At 34.3% G+C, this 20,127-nt stretch carries 23 protein-coding genes, 1 tRNA gene and 1 pseudogene; 17 read left to right on the top strand and 8 right to left on the bottom strand.

Going from position 1 to position 20,127, the window contains the following annotated elements; genetic code table 11:
• Nucleotide 1: 1 nt before the first annotated feature.
• Genes ODR02_RS08285 through ODR02_RS08270 form a run of 4 tightly spaced genes read left to right on the top strand, consistent with a single transcriptional unit; the run spans nucleotide 2 to nucleotide 2,167 of the window.
• Nucleotides 2-367 carry a response regulator gene (locus ODR02_RS08285; RefSeq protein ID WP_309512106.1) on the top strand — a complete coding sequence of 122 codons (366 nt, stop codon included), beginning with the start codon at nucleotides 2-4 and terminating at the stop codon, nucleotides 365-367.
• Nucleotides 368-1,198: a CheR family methyltransferase gene (locus tag ODR02_RS08280; protein WP_209784561.1), complete on the top strand. Its 831-nt coding sequence runs from the start codon at nucleotides 368-370 to the stop codon at nucleotides 1,196-1,198.
• Between the two features lie 27 nt (nucleotides 1,199-1,225).
• Complete coding sequence (locus tag ODR02_RS08275) at nucleotides 1,226-1,777, top strand: chemotaxis protein CheB (RefSeq protein WP_245169710.1); 552 nt, start codon at nucleotides 1,226-1,228, stop codon at nucleotides 1,775-1,777.
• An 18-nt stretch (nucleotides 1,778-1,795) separates the two neighbouring features.
• Complete coding sequence (locus ODR02_RS08270; RefSeq protein WP_209784559.1) at nucleotides 1,796-2,167, top strand: response regulator; 372 nt, start codon at nucleotides 1,796-1,798, stop codon at nucleotides 2,165-2,167.
• A 56-nt stretch (nucleotides 2,168-2,223) separates the two neighbouring features.
• Here the strand turns inward: ODR02_RS08270 and ODR02_RS08265 are convergent, their stop codons facing one another.
• Nucleotides 2,224-2,511 (bottom strand): hypothetical protein, encoded by a 288-nt coding sequence (locus ODR02_RS08265; RefSeq protein ID WP_209784558.1) that lies wholly within the window; start codon nucleotides 2,509-2,511, stop codon nucleotides 2,224-2,226.
• 174 nt (nucleotides 2,512-2,685) lie between these two features.
• Between ODR02_RS08265 and ODR02_RS08260 the strand changes: the two genes are divergently transcribed.
• On the top strand, nucleotides 2,686-3,366 hold the full coding sequence (locus ODR02_RS08260; protein WP_309512105.1) for a MarR family winged helix-turn-helix transcriptional regulator: 681 nt from the start codon (nucleotides 2,686-2,688) through the stop codon (nucleotides 3,364-3,366).
• A 152-nt stretch (nucleotides 3,367-3,518) separates the two neighbouring features.
• Nucleotides 3,519-6,482, top strand: a complete 2,964-nt coding sequence (locus ODR02_RS08255) for a response regulator (protein WP_309512104.1) — start codon at nucleotides 3,519-3,521, stop codon at nucleotides 6,480-6,482.
• Between the two features lie 555 nt (nucleotides 6,483-7,037).
• On the opposite strand, the gene ODR02_RS08250 is transcribed toward ODR02_RS08255, so the two are convergent.
• Nucleotides 7,038-7,178, bottom strand: a complete 141-nt coding sequence (locus ODR02_RS08250; RefSeq protein ID WP_309512103.1) for a bacteriocin-like protein — start codon at nucleotides 7,176-7,178, stop codon at nucleotides 7,038-7,040.
• A 173-nt stretch (nucleotides 7,179-7,351) separates the two neighbouring features.
• Between ODR02_RS08250 and ODR02_RS08245 the strand changes: the two genes are divergently transcribed.
• The 8 genes from ODR02_RS08245 to ODR02_RS08210 all read left to right on the top strand — a co-directional run bounded on the left by ODR02_RS08245 (nucleotide 7,352) and on the right by ODR02_RS08210 (nucleotide 12,171).
• A complete protein-coding gene (locus tag ODR02_RS08245; RefSeq protein ID WP_331835295.1) occupies nucleotides 7,352-7,534 on the top strand; it encodes a hypothetical protein in 183 nt (60 codons plus the stop codon).
• Between the two features lie 458 nt (nucleotides 7,535-7,992).
• Nucleotides 7,993-8,178, top strand: coding sequence for a hypothetical protein (locus tag ODR02_RS08240; protein ID WP_047433500.1), 186 nt, complete (start codon nucleotides 7,993-7,995; stop codon nucleotides 8,176-8,178).
• A gap of 88 nt (nucleotides 8,179-8,266) precedes the next feature.
• On the top strand, nucleotides 8,267-8,443 hold the full coding sequence (locus tag ODR02_RS08235) for a VOC family protein (RefSeq protein ID WP_209784554.1): 177 nt from the start codon (nucleotides 8,267-8,269) through the stop codon (nucleotides 8,441-8,443).
• Nucleotides 8,406-8,633: a VOC family protein gene (locus ODR02_RS08230; protein ID WP_209784553.1), complete on the top strand. Its 228-nt coding sequence runs from the start codon at nucleotides 8,406-8,408 to the stop codon at nucleotides 8,631-8,633. Before ODR02_RS08235 ends, ODR02_RS08230 begins: the two co-directional genes overlap by 38 nt.
• Nucleotides 8,634-8,768: 135 nt before the next feature.
• Nucleotides 8,769-9,593, top strand: coding sequence for a helix-turn-helix domain-containing protein (locus ODR02_RS08225; protein WP_309512102.1), 825 nt, complete (start codon nucleotides 8,769-8,771; stop codon nucleotides 9,591-9,593).
• Between the two features lie 227 nt (nucleotides 9,594-9,820).
• Complete coding sequence (locus ODR02_RS08220) at nucleotides 9,821-10,642, top strand: alpha/beta fold hydrolase (protein ID WP_309512101.1); 822 nt, start codon at nucleotides 9,821-9,823, stop codon at nucleotides 10,640-10,642.
• A gap of 118 nt (nucleotides 10,643-10,760) precedes the next feature.
• A complete protein-coding gene (locus tag ODR02_RS08215) occupies nucleotides 10,761-11,669 on the top strand; it encodes an alpha/beta fold hydrolase (RefSeq protein WP_309512100.1) in 909 nt (302 codons plus the stop codon).
• A gap of 64 nt (nucleotides 11,670-11,733) precedes the next feature.
• Nucleotides 11,734-12,171 (top strand): Rid family detoxifying hydrolase, encoded by a 438-nt coding sequence (locus tag ODR02_RS08210; protein WP_209784549.1) that lies wholly within the window; start codon nucleotides 11,734-11,736, stop codon nucleotides 12,169-12,171.
• Nucleotides 12,172-12,430: 259 nt separating this feature from the next.
• Here ODR02_RS08210 and ODR02_RS08205 read toward each other — a convergent pair whose 3' ends face one another.
• Nucleotides 12,431-13,351: a helix-turn-helix domain-containing protein gene (locus ODR02_RS08205; protein ID WP_209784548.1), complete on the bottom strand. Its 921-nt coding sequence runs from the start codon at nucleotides 13,349-13,351 to the stop codon at nucleotides 12,431-12,433.
• Nucleotides 13,352-13,470: 119 nt separating this feature from the next.
• Nucleotides 13,471-14,373, bottom strand: coding sequence for an NmrA family NAD(P)-binding protein (locus ODR02_RS08200; protein ID WP_209784547.1), 903 nt, complete (start codon nucleotides 14,371-14,373; stop codon nucleotides 13,471-13,473).
• Nucleotides 14,374-14,941: 568 nt separating this feature from the next.
• On the opposite strand from ODR02_RS08200, the gene ODR02_RS08195 reads away from it, so the two are divergent.
• The gene (locus ODR02_RS08195) at nucleotides 14,942-15,487 is read left to right on the top strand and encodes a peptidoglycan-binding protein LysM (RefSeq protein ID WP_209784546.1); all 546 of its coding nucleotides are present in this window, start codon (nucleotides 14,942-14,944) and stop codon (nucleotides 15,485-15,487) included.
• Between the two features lie 736 nt (nucleotides 15,488-16,223).
• Nucleotides 16,224-16,490: a DNA-binding protein gene (locus ODR02_RS08190; RefSeq protein WP_209784545.1), complete on the top strand. Its 267-nt coding sequence runs from the start codon at nucleotides 16,224-16,226 to the stop codon at nucleotides 16,488-16,490.
• Nucleotides 16,491-16,814: 324 nt separating this feature from the next.
• Here the strand turns inward: ODR02_RS08190 and ODR02_RS08185 are convergent.
• The 3 genes and pseudogenes from ODR02_RS08185 to ODR02_RS08175 form a co-directional block, all read right to left on the bottom strand.
• A pseudogene (locus ODR02_RS08185) lies at nucleotides 16,815-17,405 on the bottom strand (site-specific integrase); the annotation flags it as partial.
• 12 nt (nucleotides 17,406-17,417) lie between these two features.
• Nucleotides 17,418-18,206: a site-specific integrase gene (locus tag ODR02_RS08180; RefSeq protein ID WP_309512099.1), complete on the bottom strand. Its 789-nt coding sequence runs from the start codon at nucleotides 18,204-18,206 to the stop codon at nucleotides 17,418-17,420.
• Nucleotides 18,207-18,473: 267 nt separating this feature from the next.
• Nucleotides 18,474-18,547 (bottom strand) — tRNA-Ala (locus ODR02_RS08175).
• Nucleotides 18,548-19,066: 519 nt separating this feature from the next.
• Here ODR02_RS08175 and arr point away from each other — a divergent pair.
• Nucleotides 19,067-19,480: an NAD(+)--rifampin ADP-ribosyltransferase gene (gene arr / locus ODR02_RS23580; RefSeq protein WP_408915353.1), complete on the top strand. Its 414-nt coding sequence runs from the start codon at nucleotides 19,067-19,069 to the stop codon at nucleotides 19,478-19,480.
• Nucleotides 19,481-19,630: 150 nt separating this feature from the next.
• Here arr and ODR02_RS08165 read toward each other — a convergent pair whose 3' ends face one another.
• A complete protein-coding gene (locus ODR02_RS08165) occupies nucleotides 19,631-20,095 on the bottom strand; it encodes a hypothetical protein (protein ID WP_309512097.1) in 465 nt (154 codons plus the stop codon).
• Nucleotides 20,096-20,127: the final 32 nt, after the last annotated feature.

The following is a 20,127-nucleotide window of genomic DNA, read 5'->3' as shown; positions in this document are numbered from 1 at the left end:
GATGAATAAGAAAATCTTAATCGTGGATGATGATCCACGCAACATATTTGCATTGAAATTAACTCTTAAAGCGCGTGGGTATACAGTTGAATCCTGTACAATGGCTCAGGAGGCTTTAGACATCCTGAAATCTGGTCCCCAGTCTTATATTGTTCTGATGGACATGATGATGCCGGGAATAGATGGCTATGAAGCAGTCAGGATGATAAGAAATACTTCAGAAATCAAACATGTCCCTGTAATTGCGGTCACTGCACAGGCAATGCCTGAAGACCGTCAGAAATGCTTGGAAGCAGGAGCAGATGATTATATTTCAAAACCGATTGATGTAGATCTTTTAATAATGGCAATAGAAAAAATTTCATAGATGCTGGAACCAAGTATCGTAAAAGATGAAGAAATAGAATATCTCATCAGAGATGTTTATGATCTGTATGGCTATGATTTTTCTGGCTACAGCAGAGCTTCTTTTAAAAGAAGAGTTAACCGTATATGCCTCTTGGACAGGTTTACAAGCTTTGCAGAGCTCAGATATACCATTATAAATGATGTTGAATATTTAAAACGCTTTGTAGAGGAAGTTACAGTGAATGTTACGGAAATGTTCAGAGATCCCTCTTTTTTTAAAACCTTACGGGAGAAAATATTACCTCAGTTAGGCACTTATCCGTTAATCAGAATCTGGATTGCAGGCTGCTCAACTGGAGAGGAGGCTTATTCTATTGCTATTCTGCTCAAAGAAGCAGGTCTTTATAATAAGTCTTTGATTTATGGTACTGACCTTAATCCCGCAGTTCTTGAAACAGCAAGAGCAGGTATTTTTCCTTTACAGCAAATGAAACTTTATTCGGAAAACTATATGCTTTCCGGAGGTATAAAAGATTTTTCTGATTATTATACAGCCAATTACGATAGCGTAAGGTTTGATAAAAGCCTGCAGGAAAAATTAATTTTATCAACTCACAATCTTGTATCAGACAGTTCTTTTAATAGCTTTCAACTGATTGTATGCAGAAATGTCCTGATTTATTTTGACAGAGATCTTCAGGAAAGAGTATTCAGGCTTTTTGATAATAGCCTGGAGAATTTGGGCTTTCTTGCGCTGGGAGCAAAAGAGACTCTTCGGTTTTCTACTATTGACAAAAATTATCATCAGATGGAAGACCAGAAGATCTGGAAGAAAATTGACCACCATTAATTTACTGCGATGAACTCACAAACCAATATGAAATTAATTGTTATCGGAGGATCTGCGGGAAGTCTGCAGGTTATTATTGAAATGATTAAAAATCTGGATAATAAAATTCATATTCCCATAATATTGGTGATTCACCGTAAGGCACAATCTGGAGATATTCTTAGGACATTACTGCAGCAGTTTACCAGAATAGCTGTTGTGGAGGTTGAAGATAAAACAGAACTGGAAGAAAATAAAGTATATATTGTTCCTGCTGATTATCATTTATTGTTTGAGAATAATAAAAATATGTCATTAGATAGCTCCGAAAAAATGAATTATTCCCGTCCTTCTATAGATGTGACATTCAGATCTGCAGCAGAGATCTATGGCGAAAATGTGATTGGTATCCTTTTATCAGGGGCTAATGCTGATGGAGTGGAAGGGTTAGGATATATCAAAAAGCATAACGGAAAAGTCTGGATTCAGGATCCAAAAACCGCAGAAGTAGACTATATGCCCAGACATGCTATAGAAGAAATTGATTATGATTTAATTATCACGCCTGATACTTTAGCGAGTTATATAAAACAGTTATAATGTAAGAATATAAATAATATGAGTAAAAAGAAAATTTTAATTTTTGATGATGATACAGCTATTTTAGAAGTAATCACCATTATATTTGAAGAAAACGGATATGAAGTCAGAATTTCCGAAACATCACATGATATTCTTGAGAAAGTAGAAGATTATCAGCCGGATGTTATTTTGATGGATAACTGGATTCCAAAAATTGGAGGTGTAGAAGCTACAAAACTTCTTAAAAGTACAGAAGCATTTAAACACATTCCGGTAATTTATGTTACAGCGAATAATGATATTGTGGCTTTGGCATCAGAAGCCCGTGCCGATGATTATGTTTCAAAACCATTTAACCTGGATGATCTTGAAGCAATGGTAGCAAAACATATACAAGAACCTGCATAACAGATACCCAATAGTTCATCAATAAAATCTCTCAAAACAAAACGTTGAGAGATTTTTTATTTTTTTTCTAGTACTGTAATAATCTGTCTTTTCGTTAACGAACAGGTGTTGATTTGCTGAATTAAAGAAGATAATAAAAGATACAATGATGGATTTTCTATGGTGCTGTCCGAAAATGTTTTGACAAGAATTAATTTTTTTGAAACAATATTCTGAACCACTACATATTCAGTGCTGGCATTGACATCAATATTCAATTCCTTTTTAATAACCAAATTGAAATATTTATCAATTATTTTTTTATCGTTTTTTAAATGTAATGGTTGGCTTTCTATTCGGTCCATAACAATTATTATAATTATTTATTCTCAACAAGTTTTATGCCGTATAAAAGATTTTAAGAATTCAGAATAAGGAAATTATCATTCTGAATTCGTTGCAAAATTGTTCTTATTTTATATGATCAGGGAACAATTATAATCTAAAATTAGGTATATTTGTAAACTATTTTAATTAAAATGGATTACAAGCTTATTAAAGATTCTATTGACTTGCTGCAGGAATTTGAAACAGAAATTCGTACCTCTCCCGGTTTGTATCCGGAAACTATTCAGGGGTTTAAGGATTGGATTTCTAACAAGGAGAATGTTCATCGTGAAGAACATTTCGAAGAACCTTATTGGGAAGGTAAAGAGAACGGAAGAACAGCAGAAAGTGCCATAAGTACATTGCTTGTTCATCTTAACCGATATGCAAAAACCTACTCGAAATCAGCTATCTCAGATTCTGAATTTTCTACGCAGGAAGACTTTATTTATCTGATAAATCTTAAGGCTTTTGGAGAGATGACAAAAATGGCTCTTATCAAAAGAAATATCCATGATAAGCCTGTAGGTATGCTTATTATAGCCAGGCTTTTACGGCAGGGACTTGTGGAACAGACAGATTATGAGTTAGACAAACGCAGTAAATTAATCCGTATTACCGGAAGAGGATTGCAGATCTTAGAAAATCAAATGGAAAAAATCCGGCAAGCTACCAATATCGTTGCAGGAAATCTCACTTATTATGAGAAGATGGATCTTATACGTATTCTTAATAAACTGGATCGTTTTCATTATCCCATTTTTTCAAGGAATATTAATTCTGACCAGCTTATCGATACGGTAAATGATGAGTATGTATTTATGGATTCTTAGTATTTAAATTAAGACATTCATGAAAGGTATCTCTATCTTTAAACGACTTAAATTATACCCATTTTTCAATATCTGCTGACAAATTTTTAAATTAATTTGTTAATATTATAAAATGACCTATTTTTAGTATTTTATTACAAAAATACTATTCAATGCCGAAAAAAATTATAAGAAATCTTCAAATAGGGGTAGTGATTTCTTTGATACTTCTGATTGCTAGTTCCATAGCATCTTACATAAGCATACATAAGCAGATGGAGAATAGGGAAGACTTCTTAAAAAGTAAGGAATCTATAAGCTTAGCAAAAGATATTTTAAACATTCTTCTAGATGCTGAAACGGGAAATCGGGGATATCAGCTTACCGGACGGGAAGATTTTCTTGAACCTTTCAATAAAAGTAGGGAGGAATATCCGCTGCTTGTTTCTGATAAAGATCGACTGAATCTTAGAAATAAAGATCAGATTAATGTCCTCAATGAATTGCTACATACTTCAGAAATGGTGATGAAGGAATATGTTTTATTTATTGAGAATCGGAAAAAGGGAATAGTAATGAGTCCGGAAGAACTTGTACAAAACAAGGAGGCTATGGACAGATGCCGTATGCTCGTTCAGAAATTTGTAAAACATGAGGAAGTTCAACTTGCCATAAAAAATGAAGATTTGAACAAGTCTTCCAATAGCACCGTGTTGTTCATCGTCTTTTCTGCCATTGCTGCTATTGGTGTAACTATTTTTGTTTATATACAACTAAAATCTGACCTTATCCGGCGCGGCAGGTTAGAAAAAGATCTGTTTTATACGAAGGAAATGCTTGAGGAAACAAGCTCAGTTGCCCAGGTGGGAGGATGGGAAGCCAATATGAAGACAGGAAAGCTCTTCTGGTCTCAAAGTACAAGAGAAATTCACAAACTAAAAGATGATCTCCAGCCTACTTTCGAAAGCGCCTTTGAATTTTACAAAGGAAAAAGCAGGGAGAGAATAAAATATCTTTTTAACAAGGCAATACAACAGGGAATTCCTTTTGATGAGGAGCTTCAGCTTCTGCGTAATGATGGGGTTACGATTTGGGTAAGAGTAAAAGGCATTCCCGAATTTGAAGATGATACCTGTAAAAGGGTTTTCGGAATCATTCAGGACATTGATGCCTTCAAAAAAATGTTTCTGGAGGCTACCCGGAAGGAGGCTATAATGAAGTCTTTTGCCACTGATGTGCCTGTTCCTTTGGCGATGTTTGATAAAGATCTTAACTATGTTGCTGTAAGCAGCAGATGGAGAGAGGAATTTAGTATGAATAATGTAGATCTTATCGGTAATAACCTTTTTGCGATATCACCTAATATTCCCAAAGAACGAAAAGATATCTATGACAATGCGCTTTTGGGAAAAACGTACATCAACAGTGACTTTATGCTAAAGGTGGAAGGAAAAGAAGAAATTCAGCATTACGATCTTAAAGTAGGTCCCTGGTATCTTACAAAAGATGAAGTAGGGGGTGTAATTATTTCCATCCAGAATATCACAAATGCTGTGCAGATAAATGAAGAACTGAAAAATGCCAAGGAAGCAGCTGATACAGCCAGCAAAGCAAAATCTGAATTTCTGGCCAATATGAGTCACGAGATCAGAACTCCTTTAAACGGAGTTATTGGTTTTTCAGATCTTCTCCTCACCACACCACTGAATGAAACACAGAAGCAATATTTGAATTACATCAATGAGTCAGGGGAAAACCTGCTTAGCATCATCAATGATATTTTGGATTTTTCAAAAATAGAATCCGGAAAATTGGAGCTTTTAATTGAAAAATGCGATGTTTATGATATGTTGAGCCAGGTTATAAATGTTATTATTTATCAATCTCAGAAAAAAGATATCGAACTTCTTCTCAATATCGAGCCGGGTCTTCCAAAAATACTTTTTATGGATGAAGGAAGGTTAAAACAGATCCTGATCAATCTTCTGGGGAATGCTGTGAAATTCACAGAAAAAGGAGAGATCGAGCTAAAGGTGGAGAAATTGCGCATGGATGATAATACTATTGCTTTGCGCTTCTCGGTAAGAGATACGGGGATCGGTATCCCTGTTGAGAAACAAAAGTATATTTTTGATGCCTTTACTCAGGAAAATAGTTCAATCAGTAAACAATATGGTGGTACAGGTCTGGGCCTTACGATCTCGAACAATATCCTGGGATATATGGGAAGCCATTTGTCGCTGAGCAGCACAAAGGAAATAGGTTCTGTATTTTTCTTTGACATTGAGATTCCTTACGAAATCCCTCAATTGAGAGAGGAAGAGGAAATTAGTATTCAAACGGCCTTAGTGGTTGATGATAATGAAACCAACAGAATCATTCTTGAGCATATGCTTACCTATAAAAATATAAAGTCTACCTTGGCTTCTAATGGAATGGAAGCCTTAGAGATCCTGTTGAAAGGTGAGCGGTTCGATGTGATCCTGATGGATTATCATATGCCTCTTATGTCCGGATTGGAAACAATAGATAAAATAACAGGGTTGTTTAATGAGCGAAAAGAGACTTCCCCGTTTATAGTACTTTCTTCTTCTTCCGAAGAACTTAGCATCCTTAATTCAGTCAGGAAAATAGAAAATGCACATTTACTGTTGAAACCCATCAAATCACATGATCTATACAAAACTTTAAAAAAGGTAGACCAAAGTTTTGCAGTAGAAATTAATAAGGATCAGTCTGAGAAAGTTTCGCATTCATTTGCCTCAGAATTAGAAGTGCTTCTGGTTGATGATAACGTAGTGAATATGGTTCTGAATAATAGAATGATGAAGTCTCTTGCTCCCAATATACTTTTAACGGAAGCGGTCAATGGGCTGCAGGCTTTGGAGGAATGTAAGAAAAAGCAGTTTTCCATTATCATGATGGATGTGCAGATGCCGATAATGAGTGGTATTGATGCAACCCGAAATATCAGATTGCTGCCGGGATACGAACATATCCCTATCATAGGCGTTACAGCAGGAAATGTCCTGGGCGAAAAAGAAAAGTGCCTTGAAGCCGGAATGAATGATTTCCTTCCCAAACCTTTAAGAAAGACAGACCTTGTTGAAGTACTCAAAAAATATATTAGTATTTAGGACTCATGAAAAAAATAGGGCTCGATTTCTTCTGTTAATAATAGAGACAATATATTTTAAATGTATCAGATATAACCTTTATCTATATCAATACTATCCAAGTGGCCCAAAAGCTTCATCCAGAAATGAAAATCAAAGTTTACGAATTTATTTGAAAAATCTGAATTTTCTCGTTCAAAAAAATCCTGCAAAAATCTAATTTTGCAGGATTAATAAGCTTTTAGCGCATTTTGAAGACTTTTCAAATACACCTAGTGGAGAATATCCTTCCTTTTGGATGACAAAAAGTTTATCTAAGGAGTAGGTCGTGGTTTTAAAAAAGGGCTTGAAGGAACATGGAAATTTCTTACCAGCGACATGTGGAAAGGTGAGACATAGGAGCGACTGGGTATAGTGCCCATGAAAGAGCGGATTAATCTGACAATTAGATTAGTTCTTGATTCTTAGGAGTGTGGGGATGTTTTTTGTATAAGATAATAACCTGTTTTTCAGAAGTTTACTAAAACATTGAAAATGTCTGGAAATATGTATTTGAAAAACAGGTTATTAATTTTTTTATGGCTCAAGTCCTGTGCCGCCACATGAACTGTACGGAACGCATGTTAATTTATCATTGATAAAACATAACCTGGTACAATCTGATCCGCCAACGATTGTTTTTAATTCTGCTTTTTTAAGCTTTTTTAAATTTTTCATATTAATATATTTTATTTTCATAACAAATCTCACAAATAATTATTATATACTAGTTGAAATTAACGAATTTTAACTTTCTGGTTGATTGGGTTTCAAAAGTGGGATGCTGTTGCAATGAATAGTTTAAATACTATGTATGATGTGATTTTTTATATGATAAAATAGCAATAACTTTGATGTCATTTAATTTGAAGAAGAACATGCAGGGAAGTGAACCTACTTATCAAATTTATTCTCCAGGATCGGTACTTAGGCTGTTTAGCAATGCATTAAAACTTAATGCAACCGTTAATCTTATTTATCTTAAGGGAAGATACTCTTTGGTGGTGGGAAGCGTATGGAAATTATTACTATAATAATTTGTTTTCAGAATCAGATACAATTTCTATTAGAGTCCGGGTTTCTGCATTACTGAGAAGTAAGATTGAAAACAATAAGATCTATACCTCAAAGTACTTATAGTCTTACATTTAAAAATTGGATACAGTCCTTCTATGGAAGCCTAATTTAGTTATAACACTCGTAGAAACGTTTTTTTCAATCAGTCAAAGTAATATTTTTATCCAAACGGCTTAATTTTTGCAATTTTTTTAACCGAATGAATGTTAATCATATGATGTAGTTAATGAATTAAAAAGATAGAGAATGGAAATATCTCTATTGTCAAAGTTCGGAATATAGTTTTTTTGAACCTCATCTTACAGTTTACCTGAATACCTGAAAACTGTTTTGAGGCTGTGTTGATAATCTAAAAGATATTGACTCAATTAACTGATTATAGAATACTATTATTTAACATCAAAAAATTACTGTTATGAACGTTAAACGCACATTTGGAACAATACTGACTGTTTTAGGAATCGCAGGTTTAATTTATACAGGATATGAATTGATTAATAAAAGCTCGGCTTATACAACATTAGGTGTAATCGGGGTTCTCGGACTGATATTCTTTTTTTCTGGGATAGGTCTTGTCAAAAATACCAAAGACGAAGCATAATTATTTTGTTATAAAGAAGATGAAAAGTAGCAGGTCAAAAAAATATTTTTGACAGGAATATTTGTGCAATTTTTTAAAAAATGCAGACATGGATTTAAAAATATTATCAATCGTTTGGGGTGTAGTAGATCTGGATAGGGCAATTGCCTTTTGGAGTGAGGCATTAGATTATAAAATGAAATATGAACCCGAAGCAGACTTTGCCATTCTAGTACCGAAAGACGGTGATGGAATCCAGTTATCCATTAAAAGTAACAAGCTCTGAAGAACCCAAGAGACACCATATAGATCTGATAACCGATAACCAGAATAAGGAGGTGGAACGGCTTCTTGGTATTGGTGCTTCAAAGGTAAAAGGATGGAATTATGAACAGGATGCAGACTATGTTGTTCTTCTGGATCCTGAAGGTAATTCATTTTGTATTGTACAACGGAATCTAGCTGGAGGGTTTTAGTTTAATGTACTATCTTAGAAATCACTTATAGCTTTTATTTATAAGTAATTATTACAATGCCTTATTATATTAATCCCTATTTTTACAGTAGACTTTTAATTAAGTATATCTACATAGCAATCTTAAATCATTAAAATGATAAAGGAATTTTCATTCAAAAAATTTGGCAATTTAGAATTTAGCAAATCCTCCGCTCAAAACGATTCCCTCAGTAAAATTAACGAACATATCAAAGTCCTGTTTATTCCACAAAAAGCTATTATCCAAGTGGATTTCGAGGAGATTGAAATGAAAACAGACACCTTACTATTTATTAATCCCCATGTGATTTTAAAGCCCTGTGAAACTATTAGGGGGCAATTGATGCATTTTAACAAGGATTTTTATTGTGTGGAAATTCATGATCATGAAGTTGCATGCGATGGTATCCTGTATAACAATGTGTTTGAAATTCCATTCATAAATTTAAATAAAGAACAGTCTGCTGAGATCCAAAAGATCATCAGTGATATTCAGTTCGAATTGAAAAATGAAGATTCTGGCACAGAAGAAATGCTGAGGACATTGTTAAAACTGATCATTCTTAAATCTACGCGCATTTGGAAGCAGCATCATCACCTGGCGGACAATATACAGCAGGCCGATGTCCAATTTCTACGGAAATTCAGCAAATTGGTAGAACAGCATTTCAAGACTCTCCATACTGTAGCTGATTATGCTGATTTGCTTTGTATTACGCCAAAAAATCTAAGTAAAAAAATAAGTATGGTTAGTAAAGACACACCAAATGAAATTATAAAAAACCGTATTATACTTGAAAGTAAACGTCTTTTAGCACATACTACAATGAGTGTTAAAGAGATTGCCTACACATTGAATTACGAGGACGACGCCTATTTTGTCCGCTTTTTTACCAAACACACGGGAATGTCCCCAACCAGCTTTAGAAAGCAGTTTTAGAGCAGATATCTTTCTCATATCCAATACAAGCACAACCCCAATCGGTTGTGCTTTTTCATATTTACACCTTTATTATCCTAAAATATACTGTTCATAATGCTACTAATATCGGTTTGGGCAAAAAGTGCAATTCAAAGCGAAAACCATCCATTGATGTGCCTTCGAAATTACCCCAACTTTGCAACAACAAAAGAAAACAATAACAACAACAATTAAATAGTAAAGACATGAACAAGTTTACAGTAAAAGATGGAACAGAAATTTATTTCAAAGACTTAGGTGAAGGACAACCGATATTTTTTCACCATGGATGGCCATTGTCATCCGATGACTGGGATGCTCAGATGATGTTCTTTCTGGAAAAAGGATTTAGAGTTATTTCCCATGACAGAAGAGGGCACGGAAGATCGACTCAAACCTATAAGGGTAATGACATGGACACGTATGCAGCGGATGTTGCAGAATTGGTAGAGTACCTGGATCTAAAAGGTGTTATCCATGTAGGTCATTCAACTGGTGGTGGCGAAGCGATAAGATATGCTGCCCAATATGGGAAAAATCGCGTATCCAAAGTGGTTTTAATAAGTGCAATTACACCTTATATGATTGCAGATGTCAATAATCCTGACGGGGTACCGCTTGCAGTTTTTGACGATATCCGCTATAATACACTTCATAACAGACAGCAATTCTATCAGGATCTTACAGTGCCTTTCTACGGTTACAATAGAGAAGATGCTGTCATTAAAAAAGGAATACAGGGCAATTGGTGGAGACAGGGGATGATGGGTGGTATCAAGGCACAATATGACTGTATCAAAGTCTTTTCTGAAACCGATTTTACAGAAGACCTAAAAAGTATAGAAATACCTGTTTTGGTACTCCACGGTGATGATGATCAAATCGTGCCTTATCAAACGACGGCAGTAAAGGCTGCAGAACTTTTTAAAAATAGCCAACTGATCATTTATCCGGGTTATTCTCACGGTATGCCTACCATCAATGCTGACGTAATCAACCAGGACATTCTATCATTTATAAAAGAATAAAAATAACTGGGCAAAAAGTGCAATTCAAAGCGAAGAGTGTCCATTGTAAGGCCTGATGAATAAGAGCAACTTTGTACTATTAAAAAGAATAAACAATAATAATAAATATTTAAAAATTATGAAAAATTTAATTTTAGCAGTCGTATTATTTACAACATTAATTTCAAATACAGTTTTATCACAAACTAAAAGAACACCTGCATCCTTTGGGAGAGAAGAATATATTGAAGTAGAGAAAAATGTGAAACTTCACGTGACCGACCTTGGTGAGGGAGAGCCTATTGTTTTGATTCATGGGTGGCCATTGAGTGACGCCATGTATGAATATCAATATGCCGATTTTATTCAAAAAGGATATCGTGTGATTGGTATCACTTTAAGAGGATTCGGGTTATCTGATAAACCGGGAGGCAAATATAATTATGATGTATTCGCAGATGATATCAAGGTTGTTTTGGACAAATTGGATGTTAAAAATGCTACAATCGGTGGATTTTCAATGGGTGGGGCTACAGTGATTCACTATGTGGCCAAATACAATGCGGCCCACGTTTCAAAAATGGCTTTATTTGGGGCAGCAGCACCGATCTGGACAAAACGCGCAGACTTTAATTATGGTTTATGGACCAAGGAAGATGTCAATGGACTGATCAATCTAAACAACACCAACCGTCCGGAACTATTCGCCACATTTGGTAAGATATTTCCAGCCAATGAGACCAGCGTTTCCCAAGGCCATGGTGCATGGTTAGGAGGTATCCAGGCTCAGGCATCGCCTTATGCAATGGCTGAGGGATTGAAAACTCTGAGAGATAGCGATTTGCATAACGATTTGAAAAAAATAACAATTCCTACTTTGATCTTGCACGGTAAGTTGGATAAAATCTGCTCTTACGATCTTGCGGAACAAATGAATATTTTGCTTAAAAACTCAACTTTAGTTCCTTTCGAAAAAAGCGGTCATGCGCTCTTTATCGAAGAATTGGAAAAATTTAATACCGAATTATTGAACTTCGTTAAAAAATAGATAATCATAGTATGAGGTTAGTCTAAAAAGCTAACCTCCTTTTATTTATATTAAATCAATTGAAATGCAGAGATTTATATTATTTTTTATAACCCTAACATTGTTTTCCTGTAGTACAACAAAACACATTGTAGCAGTAAAACATAACGGTTTACCAGAAGCAATAGGGCCATATAGTCATTCTACGAGTTATGGTAATTTGATTTTTGTTTCGGGGCAAATTGGCTTGGATCAAAAAACCAACACGTTAAAAAATGGAATTGAAGAACAAATGGTTCAGATCATGGAAAATCTAAAGATTATTTTAGAAAATAATCAATCCGATTTTCAGCATATTACCAAAACAACGATCTTTTTGGCAGATATAAAACAGTTTGAAACCGTCAATAAAATCTATAGCCAATATTTTCATACGAGTTTTCCATCTAGGAGTACAATTGAAGTAAGGTCTTTGCCACGGAATGCAGCTGTTGAGATTGAATGTATTGCTGTTAAAAGGTGACGAAAAATTACTGTCAAATGGGTGTTTCAAGCGTGAGAATGGATGAAAAGCTGTATTTATCCATCCATTGATCTATCAGTTGCAACTTTAACCGTAAAGAGTATATAAATTTTGTCTCAAAAAAACTGCAAATTCAGTTCACTAATCGCCTTTTTAATTGCTTAATTTTTCTATCAATATGGGATTAGTGTCATGGTTTTATGTTATTATCCATCCTAATTATTTTGCGCAGGGAAAATTTTTAATCATCGCAGATCAGTCAATTAAAAGATTGTCTAAACTCCAAAGGCGATATAGTTGTTTTTGACTTAAAAAGCTTACTGAACGATTGTGGATGCTCAAACCCCAACTCATAGGCAATTTCGCTTACGGAAAGGTTTGAGGTTGATAGCTTTTCTTTGGCTTTTTCTATAAGTTTTTCATGGATATGCTGTTGAGTGCTCTGTTTGGTTAAAATTTTTAATAAGCCGGTTAAATAGCTGGGGGAGACATTTAGCTTTTCAGCTACAAAGTGTACACTTGGTAATCCTTTGGTAATGAGATTTTCGTCGTTAAAATAATTGTTCAGAAGTTCTTCCAGGGCATCAAGAATTTTGTGATTTGAAATTTTTCGGGTGATAAACTGTCTTTGATAAAAACGTTCAGCATAATTTAATAAAGTTTCAATTTGTGAAATAATGATGTTTTGGCTGAATCTATCTATATTTGAATGATATTCCCGTTCAATATTTTCTGTGATCTGCTGAATGATTATTTCCTCCTTTTCCGATACAAATAAAGCTTCATTCACTGAATAGTCAAAAAAATCATAGGCCTTAATGTTTTTAGCTAAAGAAGTATTCCAAAGAAAATCCGGATGAATCAGCAAAATCCATCCCGCATGCTTTTCCCTTTTATTTTTGTCAGGATCTATAGTCACGCTAAAAACTTGCCCGGGAGCCATAAAAAACATCATTCCTTCGTCAAAATCATATTGTTGTTGGCCATATTTAATCTTAGAACCGGAAGTTCGCTTGATTGAAATTGAATAAAAATCAAGAATCCAGCTCAATTCATTCTGATCTACCTGATGATTGATCATGCCGTAATCAATCAGACTGACCAATGGATGTTGAGGTTTCGGAAGCCCTCTGAACTTATGGAATTCGCTTATGGTTTTTATTCTGACAGGCTGTTTCATGATACAACGAAGTTACTTATTTTACTGGAATAATTTATCTGCTCTGAAACAGCCTCTGGTTCCGCTCAGATTGAATATGACCGAAGTCAGAGGCTTTCTATTTTCAGAATGAATAAAAGTTAACTATTTTTATAAATTTCAGCGAAATCTTTCGCAAAATCCTGAACTTTAATTTTACCTAAAACTGGTCTGTTTCTATAATAATCTTCGTACAGGACATTTCCTCGCCTTGCCATATTCATCTCAACAAAACCTTTTGCAGTCTCAGGATTCATCCCGGCTTTCACTAAATTATTTAGTAGATCGTCATCAGAAATAACAATCCATTGTAAATCCGGTTTGCCTATGGCTTCGCCTAATGTCTGTGCTATTTTATTAGGAGAAATCTCTTCACTGGCAATGTAGCGGATTTCCCTTCCCATAAAAGGTTTCTCTACTTCCTCCACAATTACGGCTGCTATATCGAAAGGTGAAACCCATGGCTCTTTTTCATCTCCGCCATAGTTTTGGATGATGGCATTATCGGAATGTATAGTGGGAATAAATGCCAACATATTGTAATAAAACCCGACAGGACGCATAAATTTGATAGAAACATTTTCCGGCAGCGTATTTAGGATTTTCTCAACTTCATAATGGAAGGCGAGGATTCCATTTCCTTTGTCCATATGGGCTCCAATACTGCTAAGATGGACTATATTTTTAACATTTGATTTTTCAATGGCCTCTTTATAATTTTTAGCAATTTGAATATTAGTCTCAATAAAATCAATCTCATGATTAAAAAAAGCCTTACTATTGATGGCTTCCATTGCATAAATAACATCTGCTCCTTCGAAAGTCTCAGCAAGGAAATCTACATCTTCCAATGTTCCTATTGCTGCTTTTGCTCCTAAAGATTCGATTTCTGCTTGTCTTGCAAAACTGCTGCTGATAACCGTTACATCATGACCCTTACCGAGTAATTCTTCGGTTAATGGTCTACTGATATTTCCTAACGATCCTGTTACAATAATTTTCATTTTATTTAAATTTTTTATTGAAACAAATTTCAGTATTGCAAAAAAATCCTCTGTAGCCAAATCAACTTTTTGCGTAGCCAAAAATAGTTTGAAAGAGTAGAAAGAATGGTTTAACTGAAATACGAAATGGATACTGCGCCGTATGTCCTCTGAAAAGTTAGCTAATGCCAAAAGAACACTTGTTTGCCAGCAATAAATGCTTCTTATTTTAAAAGTGCCGATGTAATAATGACTATATGCAGAATCATAGTAAAAAAGCAGTTACTAGTCTTTAGAAAATATGGACAATGAGATTGTACTATTTGCAAATCCTCAATGAAATGAATACTGTTATAAACGGATAATTTATATACGACAGCTTTATAATAGAAATAACAGGAATTTATATACGCCCTTAACACTTCTAAGTGTTGAGGATTTTACTATTTAAGTCAAATCAATAAACCGTGTAGTGATTTTACTACATGAACTTCCGTTTTCCACTACAAAGAAACTTTTATGGCTGCTATAAATTTGCAGTATACAAAAGATAACAATTAAATAAAAATAACAATAAAATATTACTGCCATGACAAAACAAATTGTAATCACAGCCTTAACTTTTGGAGCAATCATATTAGGAACTAATAATGTTCAAGCCCAAAATACTACAGCAACCACAACGGTAAACATTACCCTGAACGATGTCATCTCTATCGACGCGGGAAGTACTGCCATTGGTAATACGGTTGATTTTAACTATGCTACTGCATCAGACTATAACTCTGATCAAACAATTACTAAAGCCAACTCCCTAAAAGTTACTTCAACGAAGAACTTTAATGTGAAAGTAAAAGCAGGAGGCGCTAATTTTATGAATGGAACCAACTTAATCCCTGTAAATGTTCTGACGATCAAAGCAGCTACAGCTGCTGGAACCATGGGTGGAACAAAAAGCGCAGTAGTTTTATCTGCAACGGATCAGACTTTAGTATCCAATGCTCCTCTTGGAAGTGCATTAACATTGAACCTGGACTACACTATTCCAGCGGCAAAATCCTCATCTTCTGATATTTTAGGTAAACCAGCCGGAACTTATACTCAAACAGTAACTTATACTGCAACAGCTTTATAGGTTATTTTTTCATATTAATATTTTGTGATTTGGTGTTTCGAAGGCTTCCTCAGGAGGCCTTTGATTTTATATGTATTGATAATGATAGAGAAAATTCATAATCCTGGAATAAGTATCTTTCAGCTGTTGGAGTTATTAACTTTGTTAGGACCACATGAAGCTTCAACCACATGAAAACCTGATAAATACACCGAAGAAACGCAAAAGTTCGATTTCCTAATTTCCTAATTACTTAATTTTATAAAATGACTGGGGAAATTATAAATTTTGAATTCGAAATAAAATATTTTAAATATATTATAGAACCTTTAAAACACAACATCGTAAAGAAGAATAGTTCTAATATGTGTGGATTCCGCATAAGGTAAAATTTTATAGATAATACCGCCTTTTTCTGTGTTCAGCCGATAAAATTATAAAATAACTTAAATGCTATAATTAGATTTGAATTATGTAATTTGTATAATCATTTCGTATGATGATTCTTTGAAACAAGATAAAAATCCATATCGGGTACTCATAAAAAAGTACTGTACAAGTACGTTCAAATCGTTTGGGAGCGGTTGGTTCATATACCTCCCTCTCCCTTATCTATTATTTAATAAATTATCTTTAAAATAGAATTAAAATTATTCTGTCATAGTTAGGATAACATAAGACAATTGCAGATAATTTATTTATTATTTTCCCAACAGCAGTAAATCCATCGTTTTTTTGATCCATAAATTTTTGACTTATGGAAACAATTACAAAACAAGATCTTGACTTGCTGCGAGCTCAGATAGTCCAAGATATAGAAGTTTTAATAAGCACTAAGAATAATCAAAATGAACTAGACGAGGATTTTGATTGGATACGTAGTAAGAAAATTAGAAAGTTGATGGACATTTCTCCTGCAACGCTTCAGAATTTTAGAATTTCCGGGAAAATAAGACACAAAAAGATCTTGGGCTCATATTATTACAATAAGCAGGATCTGCTAAATCTTTTTAAAGATGAATAGCAATATCAGGGAATATTGGTTGCATTATATGTCGAATGTTACTAAGGATCCTCGTTTAAATGTATGGCATATATCCCTTATTTATGCGATTGTCCACTTGCCCATAAGCAGGATGAAAGAGAAATAATACGGGTCAGTCGTAGCAAATTAATGAAACTATCTCATATTGCAACTTTTCCAACATATCACAAATATTTTCAACAATTGCAAGACCTCGGCTATATTACCTATGAACCCTCATACCATCCTGGATTTCGCAGTATCGTCAAAATAACGAAATTTAAAGTTGGCTGATAATATAAACCTCAATACACGTATTGAGGTTTATTGTTTATTATTATTAAATAGCAAGTTTATTTTATCTATAATAGATTGAACCTTGACTATATTAACTTGATAATTACTGTCTTTGTTTAAAGCATCTATATTAACTATTGAGTAGAGTCCAGACTCTAATTCTTCTACCATTTTCTTCAACTCTTCCCTTTGATCACTACTTTTACCATTTCTTAGCCTAAATTCCAGTTCTTTCATTTCTCTACCTATAACTTCCTGTTCGGTGATAGCATAGTCTTCAGTCTGCTTTACAGAATAGTGACCTAACATTTCTTTAACAACATGAATTGGAACGGCATTATTGAGAGTGACAGTACTTGCAAATGTTCTACGGGCTTTATGAGTGTTGAGATTTGTTGTTATTTCACAAATTTCGGCGATTTCCTTCAGGTATTCATTCATTTTTTGATTTGATCTAACGGGAAGCACACTTTTCCGTTGTATACAAATAGGATCATTTTTATATTTTGCCATAATTTCGACGGCCTTAGGTAACAGTGGAATATCAGTTTGAGATTTTGATTTCTGTCTGCTGCTCATAATCCATAAACCTCCATCATTACCATCCTTAATATCTTCCCATTTAAGCTGTTAAACATCAATATATGCCAATCCAGTATAACATTGAAAGATAAATATATCTCTAACAACATCCAGTCTTTCTGAATCAAAGCTAAACTCCTCTAGTTTTTTAAGTTCCAATCTAGTCAATGGCTGTTTTCTTAACTTCGTTTTTTTTCCAACAAAAAGTTTGAAAGGATCTTTAGAGATTAGATCTTTAGCAACAGCCCTAAGAATTATTTTTTTGAAATTACTGATATATTTAATTGCCGTATTATTTGAGCAATTTCGGGCAGTTCTCAGATACATGTAGTAGTTCTGAGCAAATTCATAGTTTAATGCAGTAAATTCAATGTCTTCTCGCTGGAACTTCTCTTTTATAAAATCCCTGACATGAGATCTTGCTGTGACATAACGAGTATGAGTTCCTTTGGAATACTCTTTCTTTCTAACTAGCGCCTTTATTTCCTCGTTATGTTCAAAGAACTCTTCAAGAACTTTGTTACGCTTTATTGAGCGACCATTTACAAAATTAATGAGGTCTACTGAAGAAACAGGAATCCCTTTGTTAAATAGTTCTGTTTTAAAACTATTGACTTTGGTTGTCAATGATTCAAGGAAAGTGTTTAAAGTTTTTGCGTCTTCCTTTGTTCCGATGGCTTTACCTTCTTTCTGATCCCATCTGTTGATAGCCCATTGCCTTCTTGTTGAAGCTTCTTTTGGTATACCGTCTACCGTAATCCTGACATACACTGTACGAATTGTTTTGTTTTTTGCACTCTTTAAGAAATAAAAGAGACCATAACTTTGCTCTAACATAATTCAACATTTTAAGGTTTATAAAAGTCAAACTAAAGATTCTTTGAGTCAAGTCGTTAAAGGCTTTTATATGTTGATAATCAATTATTTAATTAATGCCTGTTATGATTTTTTTTAATCTGAAAATTGCCACGATTTTGCCACAAACTTTACGAGTTTATTTGAAAAATCTGAATTTTCTCGTTCAAAAAAAATCCTGCAAAAATCTAATTTTGCAGGATTAATCAGCTTTTAGCGCATTTTGAAGACTTTTTCAAATACACTCAGTGGAGAATACGGGATTCGAACCCGTGACCTTTTGACTGCCAGTCAAACGCGCTAGCCAACTGCGCCAATCCCCCGTCTTTTATTTTAAAGCGGTACAAAAGTAAGTATTTAATTGATATTTGCAAATATTTTGTTGATTTTATTAGGTGAAAATTAAAAGATAATAAGAACAGTTTTTGGTTTACTAATAGATTTTAAAATATAAATCTGCTTTTAAGCAAAAGAATTCCAACAGAATACCCTAGATTTGAAAAAAATAAAACATGGAATTTTCTCCTTTTAATCCGGTAATTAAGCTTTGTTTGCAAGGAATGAGCTTTGAAGAGAAAGAAATGCCTGAAGAAGCGACTCGACTATTTTTACAAGCCTGGGAAGAAGCTTCGGATGACCATGAAAAGTTTCTGGCATCTCATTATGTATCACGTCATCAGAAAAGGGTGGAAGATAAATTAAAGTGGCTTGAAATTTCCTTAGCGTTTGCCTTAAAAATTAATGATGATACCGTTAAAAGTGCCTTGCCTTCTCTTTATCTTAATATTTCCCAATGCTATCAGAACTTAGGCGATCATGAAAATTCAAAAAAGAATGGTGAGTTGTCGGAACTGTTTAAAAACCATCCGTCTGACAAAGGTCCTTTTTACCACGGAACAAAAGCTGATTTACAGTTTGGAGATCTTTTGACCGCTGGCGGAAACTCAAATTATAAGTCAGAATTTAAAATGAATCATATTTACTTCACCGCTTTCACTCAAGGAGCAGGTCTTGCTGCAGCACTGGCAAAAGGGGATGGAGCAGAAAGGGTTTATATTGTAGAGCCAACAGGAAATTTCGAAAATGATCCCAACGTAACAGATAAGAAGTTTCCAGGAAATCCGACCCGCTCTTATCGTTCCGAAATGCCTTTGAAAATCATAGGAGAGATCACAGACTGGAACAGACCCAAGCCTGAAGATCTTCAGAAGTTTCGGGAAAAATTAGAAAATAGTAACGGAGACATTATCAATTAATCTTTGTTTATCCGGTTAATTGGGAAAATGTTTCATTATGACTGTACTCATAAAACTCAGGATGAATATTTCATACATTTGGGAAAAGTTTTTCATTCATCCTATAGTTTTAGCCTCCGAATAGGGGGCGTTTCTGTTGGGTCATTTTAACTAAATGAGGTGACGGCGGATCGTTTGATATTGCCTAGAGAAAAGTTCCGGTGCGGCCTTCATTTCCAATAAAGATAAGATTCTATTGAAATTTCCTTTTAAATAAAAACCTCTATTGAGCTCCAGTGATTTTTTGCCATAGTATACAGTACAGACTGGGGTTGAATATTTTCCAACGATTTTCATATCTATTCCTGTAATGTCAGTCCAGAGAAACTGATGCTGTTTCAAACCACCTGTAAAGCGGATTTCCGTATTTGAAATGATTAATTTTAGCCGGGTATACATCAGCATACTCACAGCAATCAGCAAAAGTAATGGCACCAAAAAAATAATCTCTTGTGGAAGATCTTTCTGCATGAGAAGACCGAATCCAGTCAAAACTAAGAGAGGACCGAAAAAATAACAGATTATTTTTAACCATTGTGGTGAGGAAAAAATTTCTTCAGTCAGTATCTGTTTCATAGTATAATAGTACGGTTTTTAAGTGATGTATT

The sequence above is a fragment of the Chryseobacterium sp. CFS2 genome, from assembly GCF_036543225.1.
GTDB lineage: Bacteria > Bacteroidota > Bacteroidia > Flavobacteriales > Weeksellaceae > Chryseobacterium > Chryseobacterium culicis_A.
This window is presented reverse-complemented; position numbering and strand designations above follow the sequence as displayed.

What these genes read in the sequence shown, in the direction of transcription:
- ODR02_RS08285 (WP_309512106.1), top strand. Translation starts at nt 2, where the DNA reads ATGAATAAGAAAATCTTAATCGTGGATGATGATCCACGCAACATATTT.
- ODR02_RS08280 (WP_209784561.1), top strand. Translation starts at nt 368, where the DNA reads ATGCTGGAACCAAGTATCGTAAAAGATGAAGAAATAGAATATCTCATC.
- ODR02_RS08275 (WP_245169710.1), top strand. Translation starts at nt 1,226, where the DNA reads ATGAAATTAATTGTTATCGGAGGATCTGCGGGAAGTCTGCAGGTTATT.
- ODR02_RS08270 (WP_209784559.1), top strand. Translation starts at nt 1,796, where the DNA reads ATGAGTAAAAAGAAAATTTTAATTTTTGATGATGATACAGCTATTTTA.
- ODR02_RS08265 (WP_209784558.1), bottom strand. Translation starts at nt 2,511, where the DNA reads ATGGACCGAATAGAAAGCCAACCATTACATTTAAAAAACGATAAAAAA.
- ODR02_RS08260 (WP_309512105.1), top strand. Translation starts at nt 2,686, where the DNA reads ATGGATTACAAGCTTATTAAAGATTCTATTGACTTGCTGCAGGAATTT.
- ODR02_RS08255 (WP_309512104.1), top strand. Translation starts at nt 3,519, where the DNA reads ATGCCGAAAAAAATTATAAGAAATCTTCAAATAGGGGTAGTGATTTCT.
- ODR02_RS08250 (WP_309512103.1), bottom strand. Translation starts at nt 7,178, where the DNA reads ATGAAAAATTTAAAAAAGCTTAAAAAAGCAGAATTAAAAACAATCGTT.
- ODR02_RS08240 (WP_047433500.1), top strand. Translation starts at nt 7,993, where the DNA reads ATGAACGTTAAACGCACATTTGGAACAATACTGACTGTTTTAGGAATC.
- ODR02_RS08235 (WP_209784554.1), top strand. Translation starts at nt 8,267, where the DNA reads ATGGATTTAAAAATATTATCAATCGTTTGGGGTGTAGTAGATCTGGAT.
- ODR02_RS08230 (WP_209784553.1), top strand. Translation starts at nt 8,406, where the DNA reads ATGGAATCCAGTTATCCATTAAAAGTAACAAGCTCTGAAGAACCCAAG.
- ODR02_RS08225 (WP_309512102.1), top strand. Translation starts at nt 8,769, where the DNA reads ATGATAAAGGAATTTTCATTCAAAAAATTTGGCAATTTAGAATTTAGC.
- ODR02_RS08220 (WP_309512101.1), top strand. Translation starts at nt 9,821, where the DNA reads ATGAACAAGTTTACAGTAAAAGATGGAACAGAAATTTATTTCAAAGAC.
- ODR02_RS08215 (WP_309512100.1), top strand. Translation starts at nt 10,761, where the DNA reads ATGAAAAATTTAATTTTAGCAGTCGTATTATTTACAACATTAATTTCA.
- ODR02_RS08210 (WP_209784549.1), top strand. Translation starts at nt 11,734, where the DNA reads ATGCAGAGATTTATATTATTTTTTATAACCCTAACATTGTTTTCCTGT.
- ODR02_RS08205 (WP_209784548.1), bottom strand. Translation starts at nt 13,351, where the DNA reads ATGAAACAGCCTGTCAGAATAAAAACCATAAGCGAATTCCATAAGTTC.
- ODR02_RS08200 (WP_209784547.1), bottom strand. Translation starts at nt 14,373, where the DNA reads ATGAAAATTATTGTAACAGGATCGTTAGGAAATATCAGTAGACCATTA.
- ODR02_RS08195 (WP_209784546.1), top strand. Translation starts at nt 14,942, where the DNA reads ATGACAAAACAAATTGTAATCACAGCCTTAACTTTTGGAGCAATCATA.
- ODR02_RS08190 (WP_209784545.1), top strand. Translation starts at nt 16,224, where the DNA reads ATGGAAACAATTACAAAACAAGATCTTGACTTGCTGCGAGCTCAGATA.
- ODR02_RS08180 (WP_309512099.1), bottom strand. Translation starts at nt 18,206, where the DNA reads ATGTTAGAGCAAAGTTATGGTCTCTTTTATTTCTTAAAGAGTGCAAAA.
- ODR02_RS08165 (WP_309512097.1), bottom strand. Translation starts at nt 20,095, where the DNA reads ATGAAACAGATACTGACTGAAGAAATTTTTTCCTCACCACAATGGTTA.